Source organism: Bordetella genomosp. 8, from assembly GCF_002119685.1.
Classification (GTDB): Bacteria; Pseudomonadota; Gammaproteobacteria; order Burkholderiales; family Burkholderiaceae_B; genus Bordetella_C.
In genome coordinates, this window is record NZ_CP021108.1 from 4975985 (window position 1) to 4995046 (window position 19062).

Genomic DNA, 19062 nt, shown 5'->3' on the forward strand with positions numbered 1-19062 from the left:
CATTTTAGTTGCTACAGACGATAAATGCCTTTGTCTTTAGGGCGCAGACACGTTATGCTCCGGCCGCAGGATCAATTTTCCAACACTCAGAGAAGGAGAGCCGCATTATGGCCACACCCTCCAAAACCGCGTCCGCCCGCAAGCCGAATGCTGCTTTCATGAAGCCGCTCACGCCGAGCGCGGATCTGGCTGCGGTCATCGGTCCCGAGGCGGTGCCCCGCACCGAGGTCACGAAAAAGATCTGGGAATACATCAAGAAGCACAACCTGCAAGATGCCAGCAATAAGCGCAACATCAACGCAGATGACAAGCTGCGCCCGCTGTTTGGCAAAGACCAGGTTTCGATGTTCGAACTGACCAAGCTGGTCAACGCGCATCTCAAGTAAAGGTCCTCTCCGGTCCTTTCGCCCGCTCCATCGCTGGGCCAAATCGGACCGTGCTGTTCGTCAGCAGGTTCTACCTAGCGGACCCCGGCATACGATAAGCGCCGCGACGCAATTCGTACCAGCAGGCGCCGTGCCAGGGAACATGCGCAACGACATCATCGCGTAGCGCTGATCACCGCCCGGGAACGGAATAAAAAAACGGCTGGCAATGTGCCAGCCGTTTTCATTGGGTTGCAGTGACACGTGACACGCATGCATGCGCCTCCAGGGCGCATGCGGTCACGCACATTCACGCATATGCCGTGGGCGCGCGACCTTCCATCAGTGCAAGCCAGCCTTTGATCAGGCGGTAAAGCACCCAGATTACGGTCGCGGCGACACCAATCCAACCGATGAAGATCAAGGTGGCGATCGCGCTGATCGCCAGCCACAACAGCGCCCACCAGAATGTGCGCAGCAGCCAGTCGAAGTGCGACGCATAGTAGGTGCCGGCGGCATCGGCGCGCTTGATATAAACGAGCACGACAGCCGCGAGCGTGGCGATGGCGAGAAAGCCGCCGGTCACGAAGCCCAATGCGTACAAGCCATACGCGACATGCGTAATGGTGCGCAGGTCAGGACTGCTGGTGGTCACAGGGATCTGGGGCTCACTCACGATAACCGCTCCTTCTGGTCGATCGGATTATGTTACCGCACAACATCCGGCAGTTCGGCCGCCCCGCCTCGCCGGGCTGTTGAACGTTGTTATTTGCGGACGGCGTTCGAATGCGGTGCTTTGGAAAAGCAAAACCCCGCTGCGTTGAGCAGCGGGGTTTTGGGGATAAGAGCCTGACGATGACCTACTTTCACAGACGTCCGTCCACTATCATCGGCGCGAAGGCGTTTCACTGTCCTGTTCGGGATGGGAAGGAGTGGGACCACCTTGCTATGGTCGTCAGGCGTAAAGGGTTGCGCGGCGCGCGTCCTCTTGGAAGCGCGACACGCCAATCTGGTAGAAGCACGCCGGGTCGGCAGCGCGGGGGCTGTCGGCCTGGTTGAGGGTATTGGGGGTATTGCTGAATTCGGGTTGAGACTGCATTGCAGCGAGCGTTGACTCGCTCGCGTGGGCACTACGCAAGCATCATGGCTTTTGGCAAGCCGCTTGCTTTGGATGGTGCTTTCTAACCATCAGGGTTATAGGATCAAGCCGCACGGGCAATTAGTATCGGTTAGCTTAACGCATTACTGCGCTTCCACACCCGACCTATCAACGTCCTGGTCTTGAACGACCCTTCAGGGGGCTCGAGGCCCCGGGATACCTAATCTTCAGACGAGTTTCCCGCTTAGATGCCTTCAGCGGTTATCTCTTCCGTACATAGCTACCCGGCAATGCCATTGGCATGACAACCGGTACACCAGAGGTACGTCCACTCCGGTCCTCTCGTACTAGGAGCAGGCTCCGTCAAGTATCCAACGCCCACGGCAGATAGGGACCAAACTGTCTCACGACGTTTTAAACCCAGCTCACGTACCTCTTTAAATGGCGAACAGCCATACCCTTGGGACCGGCTACAGCCCCAGGATGAGATGAGCCGACATCGAGGTGCCAAACACCGCCGTCGATATGAACTCTTGGGCGGTATCAGCCTGTTATCCCCAGAGTACCTTTTATCCGTTGAGCGATGGCCCTTCCATTCAGAACCACCGGATCACTATGTCCTGCTTTCGCACCTGTTCGACTTGTCAGTCTCACAGTCAAGCACGCTTATGCCATTGCACTATCAGCACGATTTCCGACCGTACCTAGCGTACCTTCGAACTCCTCCGTTACGCTTTGGGAGGAGACCGCCCCAGTCAAACTGCCCACCATGCACTGTCCCCAACCCGGATAACGGGCCAAGGTTAGAACCGCAAACAGACCAGGGTGGTATTTCAAGGTCGGCTCCACCGAATCTGGCGACTCGGTTTCCGCGCCTCCCACCTATCCTACACAGGCCGGTTCACAGTCCAATGCAAAGCTACAGTAAAGGTTCATGGGGTCTTTCCGTCTAGCCGCGGGTAGATTGCATCATCACAAACACTTCAACTTCGCTGAGTCTCGGGAGGAGACAGTGTGGCCATCGTTACGCCATTCGTGCAGGTCGGAACTTACCCGACAAGGAATTTCGCTACCTTAGGACCGTTATAGTTACGGCCGCCGTTTACCGGGGCTTCGATCAAGAGCTTGCACCCCATCACTTAACCTTCCGGCACCGGGCAGGCGTCACACCCTATACGTCGACTTTCGTCTTTGCAGAGTGCTGTGTTTTTAATAAACAGTCGCAGCCACCGATTCTCTGCGACCCCATCATGCTCAGCGCGCAGGCGCCTCACACTACCGGGGCATACCTTCTCCCGAAGTTACGGTATCAATTTGCCGAGTTCCTTCTCCCGAGTTCTCTCAAGCGCCTTGGAATATTCATCCCGTCCACCTGTGTCGGTTTGCGGTACGGTCTCGTACAGCTGAAGCTTAGAGGCTTTTCTTGGAACCACTTCCAATCACTTCGCGAGACATGCTCGCTCGTGCCACACCCTTGAGTCACGCGCCCGGATTTGCCTAAGCGCCCTCTCTAATGCAGCAACAGGGACATCCAACACCCTGATGATCTTCCGCAATCCGTCCCCCCATCGCACTGTACGATGGTGCTGGAATATTAACCAGCTTCCCATCAGCTACGCATCTCTGCCTCGCCTTAGGGGCCGACTCACCCTGCGCCGATGAACGTTGCGCAGGAAACCTTGGACTTACGGCGAGGGGGCTTTTCACCCCCTTTATCGCTACTCATGTCAGCATTCGCACTTCTGATACCTCCAGCAACCCTTACGAGTCACCTTCACAGGCTTACAGAACGCTCTCCTACCGCGTACACCCTAAGGTGCACACCCGCAGCTTCGGTTTATCGCTTAGCCCCGTTACATCTTCCGCGCAGGACGACTCGATCAGTGAGCTATTACGCTTTCTTTAAAGGATGGCTGCTTCTAAGCCAACCTCCTGACTGTCTAAGCCTTCCCACTTCGTTTCCCACTTAGCGATAATTCGGGACCTTAGCTGGCGGTCTGGGTTGTTTCCCTCTTGAGTCCGGACGTTAGCACCCGGTGCTCTGTCTCCCAAGCTGGACTTGCGGGTATTCGGAGTTTGCCATGGTTTGGTAAGTCGCCATGACCCCCTAGCCATAACAGTGCTCTACCCCCCGCAGTCATACTTGAGGCACTACCTAAATAGTTTTCGGAGAGAACCAGCTATTTCCAGATTTGTTTAGCCTTTCACCCCTATCCACAGCTCATCCCCTAGTTTTTCAACACTAGTGGGTTCGGTCCTCCAGCACGTGTTACCGTGCCTTCAACCTGGCCATGGATAGATCATCTGGTTTCGGGTCTACACCCAGCGACTGAATCGCCCTATTCGGACTCGCTTTCGCTACGCCTTCCCTATCCGGTTAAGCTTGCCACTGAATGTAAGTCGCTGACCCATTATACAAAAGGTACGCCGTCACCCCACAAGGAGGCTCCGACTGTTTGTATGCATACGGTTTCAGGATCTATTTCACTCCCCTTCCGGGGTTCTTTTCGCCTTTCCCTCACGGTACTGGTTCACTATCGGTCGATCACGAGTATTTAGCCTTGGAGGATGGTCCCCCCATCTTCAAACAGGATTTCACGTGTCCCGCCCTACTTCTCTTACGCCTAGTTCCACGCATTGCATTTCGCCTACAGGGCTATCACCTGCTACGGCCGGGCTTTCCATCCCGTTCGACTATACAACGCGCTAAATCGTAAAGGCTCTTCCGATTTCGCTCGCCACTACTTTCGGAATCTCGGTTGATTTCTGTTCCTCGAGTTACTGAGATGTTTCAGTTCACCCGGTTCGCCTCCTGGAGCCTATGTATTCAGCCCAGGATACCGTCTTGCGACGGTGGGTTTCCCCATTCGGATATCTGCGGATCAATGCTTGTTTGCCAGCTCCCCGCAGCTTTTCGCAGGCTACAACGTCCTTCATCGCCTGTGATCGCCAAGGCATCCACCATATGCACTTAGTCGCTTGATCCTATAACGCTAATGGCTATAGAACACTTCCCAAGCAACCGTCTTGCTCTGACATGATACTTTGCGTTTGTGCCGTTCAAATTCACTTGAGTTTGAACTACTAATGCAATCACAACCCGTATTCAACGACGCGCTCATTTCCCATCGATATCGCTATCAAAGGGGATGAACACACCGCCAATACTTCTCGTTGTGCTTCTTCCAGATTGTTAAAGAACGAGTAAAACTGTCGAGTTAAAAACCCAACGATCAAGATTCGATCTGCTCTTTCCTGAACAGATCAAACACTGATCGTTGAACTCTTTTTTCTCGCGGACCCTTCGACGCTGCACCCGCCTGATTAAAAGGCAATTGGTGGAGGTGAACGGGATCGAACCGATGACATCCTGCTTGCAAAGCAGGCGCTCTCCCAGCTGAGCTACACCCCCAGATAAAACCTTGGTGGGTCTGGTTGGATTCGAACCAACGACCCCCGCCTTATCAAGACGGTGCTCTAACCGACTGAGCTACAGACCCAATTCGCATCGGATCCGCTTTCGATCCAGTCTTACATCAACAACCGATAAGTGTGGCCGCTTAACAAACGCAAACGCTTGCTCTGAAAGGAGGTGATCCAGCCGCACCTTCCGATACGGCTACCTTGTTACGACTTCACCCCAGTCATGAATCCTACCGTGGTAATCGCCCTCCTTGCGGTTAGGCTAACTACTTCTGGTAAAACCCACTCCCATGGTGTGACGGGCGGTGTGTACAAGACCCGGGAACGTATTCACCGCGACATGCTGATCCGCGATTACTAGCGATTCCGACTTCACGCAGTCGAGTTGCAGACTGCGATCCGGACTACGATCGGGTTTCTGGGATTGGCTCCCCCTCGCGGGTTGGCGACCCTCTGTCCCGACCATTGTATGACGTGTGAAGCCCTACCCATAAGGGCCATGAGGACTTGACGTCATCCCCACCTTCCTCCGGTTTGTCACCGGCAGTCTCATTAGAGTGCCCTTTCGTAGCAACTAATGACAAGGGTTGCGCTCGTTGCGGGACTTAACCCAACATCTCACGACACGAGCTGACGACAGCCATGCAGCACCTGTGTTCCGGTTCTCTTGCGAGCACTCCCAAATCTCTTCGGGATTCCAGACATGTCAAGGGTAGGTAAGGTTTTTCGCGTTGCATCGAATTAATCCACATCATCCACCGCTTGTGCGGGTCCCCGTCAATTCCTTTGAGTTTTAATCTTGCGACCGTACTCCCCAGGCGGTCAACTTCACGCGTTAGCTGCGCTACCAAGGCCCGAAGGCCCCAACAGCTAGTTGACATCGTTTAGGGCGTGGACTACCAGGGTATCTAATCCTGTTTGCTCCCCACGCTTTCGTGCATGAGCGTCAGTGTTATCCCAGGGGGCTGCCTTCGCCATCGGTGTTCCTCCACATATCTACGCATTTCACTGCTACACGTGGAATTCCACCCCCCTCTGACACACTCTAGCCCGGTAGTTAAAAATGCAGTTCCAAGGTTAAGCCCTGGGATTTCACATCTTTCTTTCCGAACCGCCTGCGCACGCTTTACGCCCAGTAATTCCGATTAACGCTTGCACCCTACGTATTACCGCGGCTGCTGGCACGTAGTTAGCCGGTGCTTATTCTGCAGGTACCGTCAGTTACGCCAGGTATTAGCCGGCGCCGTTTCTTTCCTGCCAAAAGTGCTTTACAACCCGAAGGCCTTCATCGCACACGCGGGATGGCTGGATCAGGGTTGCCCCCATTGTCCAAAATTCCCCACTGCTGCCTCCCGTAGGAGTCTGGGCCGTGTCTCAGTCCCAGTGTGGCTGGTCGTCCTCTCAAACCAGCTACGGATCGTCGCCTTGGTGAGCCGTTACCCCACCAACTAGCTAATCCGATATCGGCCGCTCCAATAGTGCGAGGTCTTACGATCCCCCGCTTTCCCCCTCAGGGCGTATGCGGTATTAGCTACGCTTTCGCGTAGTTATCCCCCGCTACTGGGCACGTTCCGATACATTACTCACCCGTTCGCCACTCGCCACCAGACCGAAGTCCGTGCTGCCGTTCGACTTGCATGTGTAAGGCATCCCGCCAGCGTTCAATCTGAGCCAGGATCAAACTCTTCAGTTCAATCTCTGTTTCGTACAACCCAAGGTCCATCGACCCGGACTGTCTTTCGCTTAGCGCTCTCAAAGGAAGTGATAGAACCCAGACGATCTTGCGACCATCTGATTCCTGACACTTACTTCTGTGAGCACTTGATTTCTTCGGCCCTGGCCCGCCCTACGCTCGAACTGTTACGTCCGCACGCCAGACCGGCTCAGGTGCGCCTACATCCATCAAGCGCCCACACTTATCGGTTGTTTGGTTTTTAAAGAGCAGCTCCGCTTTCTTGCTGACACCGCCGCTTGGCTGTTTGCTTTGCGTCGTTGCCGTGTCAGCAGCAGAGAAACGAGATTATGAAGCGTTTTTTTGGGGCTGTCAAATCGAGCGGCGGGTTTTTCGAAAATATTTCCTCACCCCGCCCCGGCTGCCTTCCCCGGGCCTCACCATCAAGTCCGGTCCAATCACGCAACCGGAACCCGAAATGATAGCACGCACGCGCGGGCCTTACAGCGCCAGCTCGGTCGTCTCCTTGAGCGTCTGCAGCGCGAAGCTGGAGCGCATATCGATGACGGCAGGGTGCTGCATCAGCGTATCCATGGCGAAGCGGGAAAAGTGGGCCAGGTCGCGCACCTGGATGCGCAGTAGATAGTCCATGTCGCCCGTCATCGCGTAGCAGGCCACGACCTCGGGCCAAGCCTGGACGTCGCGCGCGAAGTCCGACATGGGCGCGTGGCTGGAGCCGCTGTGCTTATTGAGGCGGATCGTGATGTAGGCGAGCAGGCCGAATCCGACTTTCTCGGCGTCCACCAGCGCCACATAGCGGCCGATATAGCCCTCCTCTTCCAGGCGCCGGACCCGGCGCAGGCAGGGACTGGGAGACAGCGAGACCCGGTCCGCCAGTTCCTGGTTCGTCAGCCGCCCATCCCGCTGCAGCTCGGCCAGGATTTTGCGATCGGTCCGATCCAACGCTTCTGTTGACATTTTATGCCCCTAAAACTTGATAGTGAGCATTTTAATGCCGTTTTCCATGGATTATGGGCCATTTTCGCAATCAGATGCTTGGGCAAGTTGCCTACAATTTTTCGGACTTTGCTCACCCGGACAACCTCATAACAGGATGCCTAATATGACTGAACCTTTCCGCCCCTGGGACAACCCGATGGGTACCGCCGGTTTCGAATTCGTCGAGTACGCGGCCCCCGATCCCGCGGCCCTGCGCCGGGTGTTCGAGCAACTGGGCTTCAAGGCCATCGCGCGGCATCGCCATAAGGACGTGATCCTGTATCGCCAGGGCGGCGTCAACTTCCTGGTGAATGCCGAGCCGGATTCGTTTGCCCAGCGCTTCGCCCGCCTGCATGGGCCATCCATCTGTGCCATTGCGTTCCGGGTCCAGGACGCGGCCGCGGCCTACCGTCGCGCGCTGGAGCTGGGCGCCTGGGGCTTCGACTCCCACAGCGGCCCCATGGAATTGAACATACCCGCGATCAAGGGCATCGGCGACTCGCTGATCTATCTGGTGGATCGTTGGCGCGGCAAGGACGGACATGGCGGGATCGGCGACATCAGCATCTACGACGTCGACTTCGAGCCCATCGACCCTCGGACGGCGGAAAGCGATCTGACGTATGCCGGCGCGGGGCTGACGATGGTCGATCACCTGACCCACAACGTGCACAAGGGACGCATGGCGGAATGGGCGGAATTCTACGAACGCCTGTTCAACTTCCGCGAGGTGCGGTATTTCGATATCGAAGGCCAGGTCACCGGTGTGAAGTCGAAGGCGATGACCTCGCCGTGCGGCAATATCCGGATTCCCATCAACGAGGAAGGCACGGAACAGAAAGGCCAGATCCAGGAATATCTGGATCTCTATCGCGGCGAAGGCATACAGCATATCGCCATGGGTACCGACGACATCTATGCGACGGTGGAAGCGCTGCGCGCTCGCGGCGTTACCTTCCTGGACACGCCGGATACTTACTACGAGCTGCTCGACCGGCGCATTCCGGATCACGGCGAGCAGACCGCGCGCCTGGCAAAGAACCGCATCCTGCTGGATGGCGCCCCGGGTGGCGGGCTGCTGCTGCAGATCTTCACCGAAAACCAGGTGGGCCCGATCTTCTTCGAGATCATTCAACGCAAGGGCAATGAAGGCTTTGGCGAAGGCAACTTCAAGGCGCTGTTCGAGTCCATCGAGCTGGACCAGATGCGGCGCGGGGTGCTGAAGCCGGTGGAGACCGCCGGCAAGGACTGAGCCGTCAGGTCAGGGCTTTTTCTGTTCCGGCGCGAGCGTGAGGATCCATTTGGCGATCTCGTGCGCTTCTTCCGGACTGACCTGCGGTTGGGCCGCCATCGACAGCTTGCCCCAGCGATAGCGGCCGCCGCTGCGTATGGAATTGGCCAGGTATGCCTCGGCGTCGGGTTGCCCGGCGTAGCGCTGCGCCACCGCCCGGAACGGCGGCCCGACGCGGGGCGTGTCCACCTGGTGGCAGCCCAGGCATATCCTGCTTTTAACCAGGGACTCTCCGACGGTCTGGGCCATGGCGCCCTGCGCCAGGAGCAAGCCCAGCGCGGCCACGGCCACGGCCACGCGACGGCGTATTCCTTCAATCTTCAAATGCATCGGTGACGGCTCCGCGACTGGCAGTGCCGGCCAGCTTGCCGAACTTGGCCAGCACGCCGCGCGTATAGCGTGGCTTGGGCGGCGTCCAGGCTTTGCGGCGATCGGCCATTTCCTCGTCGCTGATATTCAATTGCAGCAGTAGTCGGTGGGCATCGATGGTAACCGAATCGCCTTCCCGGATGAGCGCGATGGGGCCGCCCACGAAGGCTTCGGGCGCCACGTGGCCGACCACCATGCCCCAGGTGCCGCCGGAAAACCTTCCGTCGGTAATCAAGCCCACGGTTTCGCCCAGCCCCTGGCCGACCAGGGCGGAGGTCGGCGACAGCATCTCGCGCATGCCGGGTCCGCCCTTGGGGCCTTCGTAGCGTATGACCACCACATCCCCATCGACGATCGCGCGCGCCATGATGGCGTCCATGGCGGCATCCTCGGAATCGAAGACGCGCGCGCGGCCGGTCATCACGGGGTTCTTCAGGCCCGTGATCTTCGCCACGCAGCCTTCCGGCGCCAGATTGCCCTTGAGGATCGCCAGATGCCCCTGCGCATAGAGCGCCTGGTCAATGGGCCGGATCACGTCCTGCCCGGCCGGTGGCGCGTCAGACACGTCCCGCAGCGTTTCGGCGATGGTCTTGCCGGTGATCGTGGGGCAGTCGCCATGAAGCAGGCCCGCGTTGAGCAGCAGCTTCATCACCTGGGGAATGCCGCCGGCACGATGCAAATCGGTGGCCACGTAGCGGCCGGAAGGCTTCAGGTCGCAGATGACCGGAATGCGGCGGCGCATGCGCTCGAAATCGTCGATGGTCCAGTCGACTTCCGCCGCGTGGGCGATGGCGAGAAAATGCAGCACCGCATTGGTGGATCCGCCGGTGGCCATGATGACGGCCACCGCGTTTTCAATGGAGCGGCGCGTGATGAGGTCGCGCGGCCGTATCTGGCGCCTTACCGCTTCCACGAGCACGCGAGCGGACTCGGCCGCCGAAGCCGTTTTTTCGGCGTCCTCGTTGGCCATGGTGCTGGAATACGGCAAGCTCAAGCCCATCGCTTCGAACGACGCGCTCATGGTGTTGGCCGTATACATGCCGCCACAGGAGCCCGACCCCGGCACCGAGCATTTCTCGATCTGCTTGAAGTCCGTTTCGTCCATGCGGCCCATGGTGTATTCGCCGACTGCCTCGAATACCGAGACGATGGTCAGATCCTTCCCTTTGTAATGGCCCGGCTTGATGGTGCCGCCGTACACGTAGATGGCCGGCACGTTCATGCGGGCCATGGCGATCATGCCGCCCGGCATGTTCTTGTCGCAGCCGCCGATGACGACCACGCCGTCCATCCACTGGCCCTGGACGGCCGTCTCGATGCAATCGGCGATGACCTCGCGCGATACCAGCGAGTACTTCATGCCTTCGGTACCCATGGACATGCCGTCGGAGATCGTCGGCGTGCCGAAGGTCTGCGGGTTCGCACCCGCCGCCCGCACAGCATCCACCGCCGCATCGGCCAGCCTCTGCAGGCCGCTATTGCATGGCGTAATCGTGGAATGGCCGTTGGCCACGCCGATCATGGGCTTGTCGAAATCGGTTTCGCGATAGCCCAGGGCGTAGTACATGGCGCGATTCGGCGCGCGTGCCACACCTTGCGTAATATGCCGGGAACGTTCGTTAGCTGCCATGTTCTGACTCCTGGCCGGCGTGCGGGCCGGTATCGGGACGATCCAGGCGGAAGCCGATGCGGCATCCGCCTGGCGGAAGCACCAAGGCCGGTTATGATCGGGCCACCCTGTTTTATACATCCAACCCATGCTGCGCTATCCTCAATTCGATCCCATCGCAATCCGCATCGGGCCGCTGGCCGTACATTGGTATGGACTGATGTACCTGGTGGGCTTCGGATTGGTCTACCTGCTGGGGCGTTGGCGCATCGCGCATGGCAAGGTCGCCGGCGGATTCACGGCGCGCGACCTGGAAGACCTGATCTTCTATAGCGTGGTCGGCGTGGTGGCGGGCGGACGGCTGGGCTATGTGCTGTTCTACAAGCCGTCGCACTACTTCTCGCATCCGCTGGAAATCTTCTACTTATGGGAAGGCGGCATGTCCTTCCATGGGGGATTGCTGGGCGTGATCCTGGTCATGCTGTATTTCGCGCGCAAGCGAGGCGTGTCCTTTTTCACGGTCAGCGACTTCATTGCCCCGCTGATCCCCCTCGGCCTGGCCATGGGAAGACTGGGCAACTTCATCAACGGCGAACTGTGGGGCCGGCCCACCGACGTGCCCTGGGCCATGGTGTTCCCGCAAAGCGGCGATGGCATCCCGCGCCATCCCTCGCAGCTGTATGAACTGGGGCTGGAAGGCATCACGCTGTTCATCGTGATGTGGTGGTTCGCCCGCAAGCCGCGCCCCACCGGCCAGGTTAGCGCCCTGTTCCTGATCGGCTACGGCACCTTCCGCTTCCTGGTGGAGTTCACCCGGGAACCGGACAACTTCCTGGGCCTGCTGGCCGGGGGGCTCAGCATGGGCCAGTGGCTGTCGGTCCCCATGGTGGTCATCGGCGTGCTGCTGTTCGTGCTTACTGCAAAACGATCGTCCCGTTGATATCCACGCTGACGGTGACCATGTCGGCCTGCAGAGGAACGTCAGCGGCCGGCGCGGGAGCCGGGGCGCCCTTGGCCATGGCCATATAGGCGCGCGGCGCGACCGCGCCGACGCCGCCCAGATCGATTTTCTTGAGGCGATAGCCGCTGAATCCGAATGCCGACGCCGCCGCCAGCGCACGCTCGCGGAAGGCCTGGGCCGCCTGGTTCAACAGCTTGCGCTCCACGGCCTCGCGCGCCTTGCGCGACAGGGTGAAGCCGATATTGGAGATCGCGCTCTTGTCGCCCATCCTGGTCGCCAACGCCGATGCCGCGTCGAAATTGGTCGATTCGAGGACGATGGAGCCTTCGCCCTGCCAGCCGACGATCTTGCCCTTGGTATTGCTATTCGGCCAGACGCGGTAGCTGCCGGTGCGCGCGCTGACGTCGGCGTTGCTCTTGGCGGTCTTCATCAAGTCGTCCAGCAGGGCGTTCAGCTTCTTTCCGACCCCGGCCTGGTCAGGCGCTTCGACCTGTGCGCTGACGGTGATCTGCACCGTGTCCTGGCGAACTTCCTCGGTGGCCGCGGCCTGCAGCGTCAGCAAGGGACCGGCGTCCTGCCTGTCGTCGCCGTGCGTCGCATGGGCGCTTGCATCGACGGATGGCGCGGCTTGCGCCATCGTCGCGGACGGCAAGGCGATGCCGGCACCGCAGGCAAGGACCAGGGCCAGCGCGGTGGACGCGCGGAAATGACCGAGACGAAATGGCGGCGAGCGATCAAGCATGTGTGTAGGCCTCTTTCTATGACGATCGCACCGGGGATTCGGCGCGAGATCGCGGCGACGCCGACAGGCATCGCGCGGCATCGCCGGAAATTCTAGGCGATACGCCGGGTACCATGGTTGAGCGAATGAAAGCCCTGGCAACGAAGCTGCTGCCGGTATCAGGGCTCGGGAGGAGGGCCGCGGCGGTATACGCGCGGGCCTGGGGGCCGCGCGGAACCTGCATGCAAGCAGGCCCCGCGAGATAGATGCCCCGCCTGTGCCGTCAGGACCGGCATCTCGAACCGTGAGGTTCAAGGTGGTCGCGATCAGAAGGGCGTCGGGTTCGTCTGACAGTGAGACGATCACACCAGCCCCTACATTCACGCAACCTGTATGCCATAAGACATAGGTTCAGAGAATGTATGGTCCAGTCACGAACACGGCAGGGACAAACCGAAAAACCGTGGAAGAACAAAAAGCACTACGAAGGACAACGATGGGTGCGGCGCGGTTGCCTGGAAAGGCCGCAGACTACAGCAGCTTTTCCTGCCCCGAGAGGGCGTCATCCAACATCGAATTCATGTCCTCAATTCTACGCTTGAAGTCGCCGACCGCCAAGCCGCCGAGCGGACCATCGGGCGCTTTCATGGAAAGCAATTCCCCGGCAACCTGCAACGCGGCCATCACCGCGATGCGTTCGTTGCTGGTCACCTTGCCGGTGCCCTGTATGCGCTGCATGAGCTGATCCACATGCCGCACTGCGGCCAGCAAGGTGGGCTTTTCTTCGGCCGAGCAGGCCATCGAATATTCGCGGCCCAGGATGTTTACGTCTACGCGTTCCATACTTTATTGATGCTCCTCGACCGGGGCGCCCGGCAGACGCGCCAGGACGGCATCGATACGCTCGCGCGCGGCCACCGCGGCCACGCGCAAACGCTGCAGGTCGGTTTCACGCGCGCTCAGGCGGTTCTGCCACGCGGTTTCCTGCGCGGTCAGCTGATTTTCCAGCGCCTGGCGTTGTTCCGCATGCTTTTCGAGTTCGGCCCGCAGGCGGGCTTCGTTTTCCTCGGACTGCGCGAGCTTGGCGGCGAGTTCGCTGTCATGCGTTTGCAGGCGCGCCTGCAACGCCTGCAAGCGGGCTTCGGCGTCTTCGCAATGTTCTCGCAGCTTGCGGGAATCCTGTTCTGCCTGGCTCAGGCGGGATCGCAACGCATCCCGTTCGCTATGAAGCTGACGGGTGCGTTGCACCAGTTGCCCGATGCGGGCAGCGAGTTGATCGAGGTCTTGCAGCATGGGCGCTATCGTAAACCATTCACTGCCCCGCTACATGGTCATATGCACCATGTGATACCTGGCAATATTTCGCCAGAACTCCATCACCGCGGGTCGAGTTCAACGCCTGGACGCCTCGACCGATGGAACCGGGGCGGACGCCACCGCCGATCGCCGTCGCGCCGGGTCGTGTGGTCATCCCACCACGCGCGCCTGGGACCGGCTTTCCCTTCTCTTTCTAAAAACTTTCAAAAAGCTTTCATTCGCCTGCCACGACCACCCCTTTGTTACGACTCAGGTACCTGGCGGGTTCAATTCTAGGGAAAACCATAGGCATTCAGCCAAATTACAGGGTTTCATCCCTGAAAGCCGTCCATTACCATGGCGCCATTCGCAGACCTGTGAGTTTACTTTCATCAAGCACACTCAAACCTGAAATTAAGCAAACGGCCGGCTGAACGGTTTTTCTATCACATGCTGTATTAGGAGCAGACAATCATGCAGCTACGTAACAGACAGGACTTCTGGTCCGGGATAATGTTCATTGTCCTGGGACTGGGGTTCGCCACGCAAGCGACCAGCTACCAGATGGGTACCGCTGCTCGCATGGGACCGGGGTACTTCCCCTTTTGGCTGGGCGTGGTCCTGGCGCTATTGGGCGCCATCGTCCTGATCGGCTCGCTTTCGAAGAAAGCCACCGAGACACATGTCGACAAGTTCGAATGGCGGATCGCCTTCCTGGTGCTGGGCTCCGTGGTGCTCTACGGCGTCGTCCTGCGCTTCCTGGGCGTCTACATCTCCGTCTTCCTGCTGGTGGTGGTAAGCAGCCTTGCCAGCCATGAATTCAACTGGAAAGTCGCCGTCGCGAACGGCATCTTCCTGGTGGTGTTCGTCTGGCTGGCATTCATCAAGGGCCTCGGTTTGATCTTCCCGCTTTGGCCGTCCTTCATTGGCGCGAACTAAGGAGCACCGGCCATGGAATTGTTGAACAACCTGATGCTGGGCTTCTCGGTGGCGATCTCGCCCGAGAACCTGGCCTACGCCCTGCTGGGCTGCCTGCTGGGCACGCTGATCGGCGTGCTGCCGGGCATCGGCCCCGTCCCGACGATCGCAATGTTGCTGCCGATCACGTACGTGCTGCCGCCGGTGGCCGGACTGATCATGCTGGCCGGTATTTACTATGGCGCCCAGTACGGCGGGTCGACCACCGCCATCCTCGTGGCGCTGCCAGGTGAGACATCCGCGGTGGTGACCGTCCTGGATGGCCACCAGATGGCGCGCAACGGCCGCGCGGGAGCCGCGCTGGCGATCGCCGCGCTGGGTTCCTTCTTCGCCGGCTGCGTGGCCACCGTGCTGCTGGCCGCCTTCGCGCCCCCGCTGGCCGAGGTCGCCTTCAAGTTCGGTCCCGCGGAGTATTTCTCCCTGATGGTGCTGGGCCTGGTCGGCGCCGTGGTGCTGGCGTCCGGTTCGCTGCCCAAGGCGATCGCCATGATCCTGCTGGGCCTGCTGCTGGGCATGGTGGGTACGGACGTGAACTCCGGCGTGGCGCGCTATGACTTCGGCATCCCGGAACTGCAGGACGGCATCGACTTCGCAATCGTCGCCATGGGCGTGTTCGGCTTCGCCGAAATCATGACCAACCTGGAGCAGAAGGAAAACCGCGTCGACATCACCGACAAGATCGGCAGCCTGTACCCGAACAAGACCGAGTTCAAGGAAGCCTACCCCGCGGTTATCCGCGGCACGGCCCTGGGTTCGGCCCTGGGCATCCTGCCCGGCGGCGGCGCGGTGCTGTCCTCGTTCGCGTCCTACACGCTGGAAAAGAAGATCTCGCGCAATCCGCAACGCTTCGGCAAGGGCCACCCGGCCGGCCTGGCGGGTCCGGAATCGGCCAACAACGCCGCGGCGCAGACCTCCTTCATTCCCTTGCTGACGCTGGGTATCCCGGGCAACGCCGTGATGGCGCTGATGGTCGGCGCGATGACCATCCACAACATCCAGCCCGGACCGCAGGTCATGAGCAGCCACCCGGAACTGTTCTGGGGCCTGATCGCGTCGATGTGGATCGGCAACCTGATGCTGGTGATCTTGAACCTGCCGCTGATCGGCCTGTGGGTCAAGCTGCTGAAGGTGCCCTACCGCGTGCTGTTCCCGGCCATCCTGGTGTTCTGCACGATCGGCGTGTACTCGCTGAACTACAACACCTTCGATATCTTCATGACGGCGGCATTCGGCCTGGTGGGCTATGTGTGGTCGAAGCTGAAGTGCGAAGGCGCCCCGCTGCTGCTGGGCCTGGTGCTGGGACCCATGATGGAAGAAAACTTCCGTCGCGCCCTGCTCCTGTCGCGTGGCGACTTCACGACCTTCGTGACGCGGCCCCTGTCGGCTTCGCTGCTGGCCGCGGCGATCGCGCTGGTGGTGATCGTGGCGCTGCCGTCGATCCGTAAAAAGCGCGAAGAGACCTTCGTCGAAGAAGGCTGATCGCGTGCTTGTGCCGAGGGCGATCCCGCGTTGTCCTCAACCTTGGAAAAGCGCCCCGCGGGGCGCTTTTTTTATGGACGGAATAATATGGTGCAGTGCACACAATCTCTTACGTTAAAGTAGGGGTTTACCCCGTCTCGAAAGCCGCTCCGATCCCCTATGACCTTTGATTGGCAGAATCCCTACAGGACTGCGCGCACGCCCGTGTTCGCGCGCAATGTCGTGGCGACTTCCCAGCCGCTGGCCGCGCAGGCCGGCCTGCGCATATTGGCCGCCGGCGGCAACGCCGTCGATGCGGCCATCGCGGCCGCCGCGACCCTGACCTTGACGGAACCGGTCAGCAACGGCCTCGGGTCCGACTGCTTCGCGATCGTGTGGGATGGCTCGCGGCTGCATGGCCTGAACGCGTCGGGTACGGCGCCCGGGGCATGGAATCCCGACTATTTCAAGCGCAAGCACAACGGCGTGATCCCGATGCGCGGCTGGGACAGCGTGACGGTGCCGGGATGCGTGGCGGGCTGGAGCGCCTTGCATGAAAAGCTCGGATCGCTGTCGTTCGAGGACATATTGGCGCCGGCCATCGATTATGCGGAGCGGGGCTACGCGGTATCGCCCGTGGTGCAGCAGAAGTGGGCCGCGCAGGCAGACGTCCTGCAATCGCTGCCTGGCTTCGCCGAACACTTCCTGCCGCGCGGACGCGCGCCGGCGGTGGGAGAACACTTCGTCCTGAAGGGCGCGGCCAGCACGCTCAAGCGCATCGCCGCCACCGGCGGCCGCGATTTCTACGAAGGCGAGACGGCGCACAAGCTGGTGGCGCATGCGCAGGCGCACGACGCCGCCATGACGCTGGCCGACCTGCGCAACTACCAGCCGGAGTGGGTGACCCCGCTGGGGCAGGACTACCGCGGCTATACGCTGCACCAGATTCCCCCCAACGGCCAGGGCATCGCCGCGCTGATCGCGCTGGGCATCCTGCAGAATTTCGACGTGGCGTCACGCCCGGTCGATCATCCCGAAACGCAGCATCTGCTGATCGAAGCGATGAAGCTGGCGTTCGCCGACGTCTACGCGCACGTCGGCGACTCGCGGCACATGTCGGTATCGCCGGAGCAGATGCTGGCGCCAGACTACCTGGCCGCGCGCGCCAAGCTGATCGACATGCGGCGCGCAAAGCTGTTCACCACGGGCCATGCGCCGGTGGGCGGCACCATCTACCTGACCGCGGCCGATCGCAACGGCATGATGGTCAGCTTCATCCAGTCCAACTACATGGGTTTCGGCTCCGGCGTGGTCGTGCCGGGCACGGGCGTCAGCCTGCAGAACCGCGGCCATGGCTTCACGCTGGAGGCCGGGCATCCCAATGTCGTCGGCGGCGGCAAGCGGCCTTTCCACACCATCATCCCGGGCTTCCTGATGAAGGAAGGCGCGCCGGTGATGAGCTTCGGCGTGATGGGCGGCAATATGCAGCCGCAGGGCCATCTGCAGACGCTCGTGCGCATGCTGGACTTCGGGCAGCAGCCGCAGGCCGCCTGTGATGCACCGCGCTGGAAATGGAACCACGGCATATCGGTGGATATCGAGCCCGACATGCCGCAACAGGTGCTGGACGCGCTGCGCGCGCGCGGACACCTGCTGGAAGGCCTGGAAGATCCCTATATGGACTTCGGCTCGGGCCAGTTCATCTGGCGCCTGGGCGACCCGGCGGTCGATGGCTACGTGGCCGCGAGCGATAGCCGCCGCGACGGCCTGGCGGCCGGCTTCTGATACCTGACCTTCAAATCCAACCCCCCGAACTCGGAGATCCCATGGCTTCCATCGGCAATAAAACCTATGACGCGGCACCATCGAAGAAAGTCGCCTTCCTGGGCCTGGGGGTCATGGGCTTTCCCATGGCGGGGCACCTGGCCCGCGCCGGCCACCAGGTGACCGTGTACAACCGCACCGCCGCCAAGGCCCAGGAATGGGCCAAGGAATTCGGCGGCAAGACCGCCGCCACGCCACGCCAGGCGGCCGAAGGCGCGGAAATCGTTTTCTGCTGCGTGGGCAATGACGACGACCTGCGCAGCGTCGTGCTGGGCGACGACGGCGCCTTCGCCGGCATGGCGAAGGGCGCGGTTTTCGTCGACCACACCACCGCGTCGGCGCAGATCGCGCGCGAGCTCTATGCCGAAGGCCAGGGCCGCGGCCTGCACTTCGTCGATGCGCCGGTATCGGGCGGCCAGGCAGGCGCCGTCAATGGCGTGCTGACGGTGATGTGCGGCGGCGAGCAGGCGGTGTTCGACCGCATCAAGCCGGTCGCGCAGGTCTTCGGCCGTGCCGTGACGCTGGTGGGCGCGCCGGGCGCGGGCCAACTGGCCAAAATGGTCAACCAGATCTGCATCGCGGGCATCGTGCAAGGGCTTTCCGAAGGCATCGCTTTCGGGCAGGCCGCCGGCCTGGACATGAAGCTGGTGCTGGACGTCATCAGCAAGGGCGCGGCGCAGAGCTGGCAGATGGAAAACCGCGGCTCGACCATGGTGGACGACAAGTTCGACTTCGGCTTCGCCGTGAACTGGATGCGCAAGGACCTGGGGCTGGTGCTGGAAGAAGCGCGCGCCAACGGCGCGCGCGTGCCGGTGACCGCGCTGGTCGACCAGTTCTATGGCGACGTGCAGAAACTGGGCGGCGGACGCTGGGACACGTCCAGCCTGGTCAAGCGCCTGCGCGACTGAGCCGGGCGGCGCGCCGGCAGCCCCCGCGGGCTGGGTTGCTCGGGTAACTGCGCCGCATGTGCTGGCTGCCGCGCAACCCGTGCGTCCCG

14 protein-coding genes, 2 tRNA genes, 3 rRNA genes and 1 other RNA gene are annotated in these 19062 nt (G+C 60.7%); 7 read left to right on the forward strand and 13 right to left on the reverse strand.

What is annotated here, in order from left to right; all coding sequences use genetic code 11:
• The first annotated feature begins 107 nt into the window (after positions 1 to 107).
• Complete coding sequence (locus CAL12_RS22485) at positions 108 to 386, forward strand: SWIB/MDM2 domain-containing protein (RefSeq protein ID WP_066639945.1); 279 nt, start codon at positions 108 to 110, stop codon at positions 384 to 386.
• Between the two features lie 289 nt (positions 387 to 675).
• Here the strand turns inward: CAL12_RS22485 and CAL12_RS22490 are convergent, their stop codons facing one another.
• From CAL12_RS22490 to CAL12_RS22520, 7 genes are all read right to left on the reverse strand, one after another.
• On the reverse strand, positions 676 to 1041 hold the full coding sequence (locus tag CAL12_RS22490) for a DUF4870 family protein (protein ID WP_086066652.1): 366 nt from the start codon (positions 1039 to 1041) through the stop codon (positions 676 to 678).
• A 171-nt stretch (positions 1042 to 1212) separates the two neighbouring features.
• Positions 1213 to 1325 (reverse strand): 5S ribosomal RNA (rrf, locus tag CAL12_RS22495).
• 238 nt (positions 1326 to 1563) lie between these two features.
• Positions 1564 to 4449: ribosomal RNA gene (locus tag CAL12_RS22500) — 23S ribosomal RNA — on the reverse strand.
• A gap of 351 nt (positions 4450 to 4800) precedes the next feature.
• Positions 4801 to 4876: transfer RNA gene (locus CAL12_RS22505), tRNA-Ala, on the reverse strand.
• An 11-nt stretch (positions 4877 to 4887) separates the two neighbouring features.
• Positions 4888 to 4964 (reverse strand) — tRNA-Ile (locus tag CAL12_RS22510).
• A gap of 85 nt (positions 4965 to 5049) precedes the next feature.
• Positions 5050 to 6580: ribosomal RNA gene (locus CAL12_RS22515) — 16S ribosomal RNA — on the reverse strand.
• The 16S, 23S and 5S rRNA genes sit together here with 2 tRNA genes alongside, the layout of an rRNA operon.
• 480 nt (positions 6581 to 7060) lie before the next feature.
• Entirely contained in the window at positions 7061 to 7537 is a 477-nt protein-coding gene (locus CAL12_RS22520; protein WP_086066653.1) for an Lrp/AsnC family transcriptional regulator, read from the reverse strand.
• A gap of 145 nt (positions 7538 to 7682) precedes the next feature.
• Between CAL12_RS22520 and hppD the strand changes: the two genes are divergently transcribed.
• Positions 7683 to 8810 (forward strand): 4-hydroxyphenylpyruvate dioxygenase, encoded by a 1128-nt coding sequence (hppD, locus tag CAL12_RS22525; protein WP_086066654.1) that lies wholly within the window; start codon positions 7683 to 7685, stop codon positions 8808 to 8810.
• A 9-nt stretch (positions 8811 to 8819) separates the two neighbouring features.
• On the opposite strand, the gene CAL12_RS22530 is transcribed toward hppD, so the two are convergent.
• Both CAL12_RS22530 and ilvD read right to left on the reverse strand, forming a co-directional pair.
• Positions 8820 to 9179, reverse strand: a complete 360-nt coding sequence (locus CAL12_RS22530) for a c-type cytochrome (protein ID WP_086066655.1) — start codon at positions 9177 to 9179, stop codon at positions 8820 to 8822.
• Complete coding sequence (gene ilvD / locus CAL12_RS22535) at positions 9163 to 10848, reverse strand: dihydroxy-acid dehydratase (RefSeq protein WP_086066656.1); 1686 nt, start codon at positions 10846 to 10848, stop codon at positions 9163 to 9165. Before ilvD ends, CAL12_RS22530 begins: the two co-directional genes overlap by 17 nt.
• 127 nt (positions 10849 to 10975) lie before the next feature.
• Between ilvD and lgt the strand changes: the two genes are divergently transcribed.
• Positions 10976 to 11767: a prolipoprotein diacylglyceryl transferase gene (lgt, locus tag CAL12_RS22540; protein ID WP_086066657.1), complete on the forward strand. Its 792-nt coding sequence runs from the start codon at positions 10976 to 10978 to the stop codon at positions 11765 to 11767.
• Here the strand turns inward: lgt and CAL12_RS22545 are convergent.
• From CAL12_RS22545 to CAL12_RS22560, 4 genes are all read right to left on the reverse strand, one after another.
• Positions 11742 to 12425 carry an SIMPL domain-containing protein gene (locus CAL12_RS22545; RefSeq protein WP_086068052.1) on the reverse strand — a complete coding sequence of 228 codons (684 nt, stop codon included), beginning with the start codon at positions 12423 to 12425 and terminating at the stop codon, positions 11742 to 11744. The two genes, lgt and CAL12_RS22545, sit on opposite strands and share 26 nt — an antisense overlap.
• Before the next feature lie 348 nt (positions 12426 to 12773).
• A non-coding RNA gene (ssrS, locus tag CAL12_RS22550) (6S RNA) lies at positions 12774 to 12961 on the reverse strand.
• A 79-nt stretch (positions 12962 to 13040) separates the two neighbouring features.
• Complete coding sequence (locus CAL12_RS22555; protein WP_086066658.1) at positions 13041 to 13352, reverse strand: cell division protein ZapA; 312 nt, start codon at positions 13350 to 13352, stop codon at positions 13041 to 13043.
• A 3-nt stretch (positions 13353 to 13355) separates the two neighbouring features.
• The gene (locus CAL12_RS22560) at positions 13356 to 13802 is read right to left on the reverse strand and encodes a hypothetical protein (protein ID WP_086066659.1); all 447 of its coding nucleotides are present in this window, start codon (positions 13800 to 13802) and stop codon (positions 13356 to 13358) included.
• A 477-nt stretch (positions 13803 to 14279) separates the two neighbouring features.
• On the opposite strand from CAL12_RS22560, the gene CAL12_RS22565 reads away from it, so the two are divergent.
• From CAL12_RS22565 to CAL12_RS22580, 4 genes are all read left to right on the forward strand, one after another.
• A complete protein-coding gene (locus CAL12_RS22565; RefSeq protein WP_086066660.1) occupies positions 14280 to 14744 on the forward strand; it encodes a tripartite tricarboxylate transporter TctB family protein in 465 nt (154 codons plus the stop codon).
• Between the two features lie 12 nt (positions 14745 to 14756).
• Complete coding sequence (locus CAL12_RS22570) at positions 14757 to 16262, forward strand: tripartite tricarboxylate transporter permease (RefSeq protein WP_086066661.1); 1506 nt, start codon at positions 14757 to 14759, stop codon at positions 16260 to 16262.
• 159 nt (positions 16263 to 16421) lie between these two features.
• The gene (locus CAL12_RS22575; protein WP_086066662.1) at positions 16422 to 18026 is read left to right on the forward strand and encodes a gamma-glutamyltransferase family protein; all 1605 of its coding nucleotides are present in this window, start codon (positions 16422 to 16424) and stop codon (positions 18024 to 18026) included.
• 41 nt (positions 18027 to 18067) lie between these two features.
• Positions 18068 to 18973, forward strand: coding sequence for an NAD(P)-dependent oxidoreductase (locus CAL12_RS22580; protein ID WP_086066663.1), 906 nt, complete (start codon positions 18068 to 18070; stop codon positions 18971 to 18973).
• Positions 18974 to 19062 lie beyond the last annotated feature (89 nt).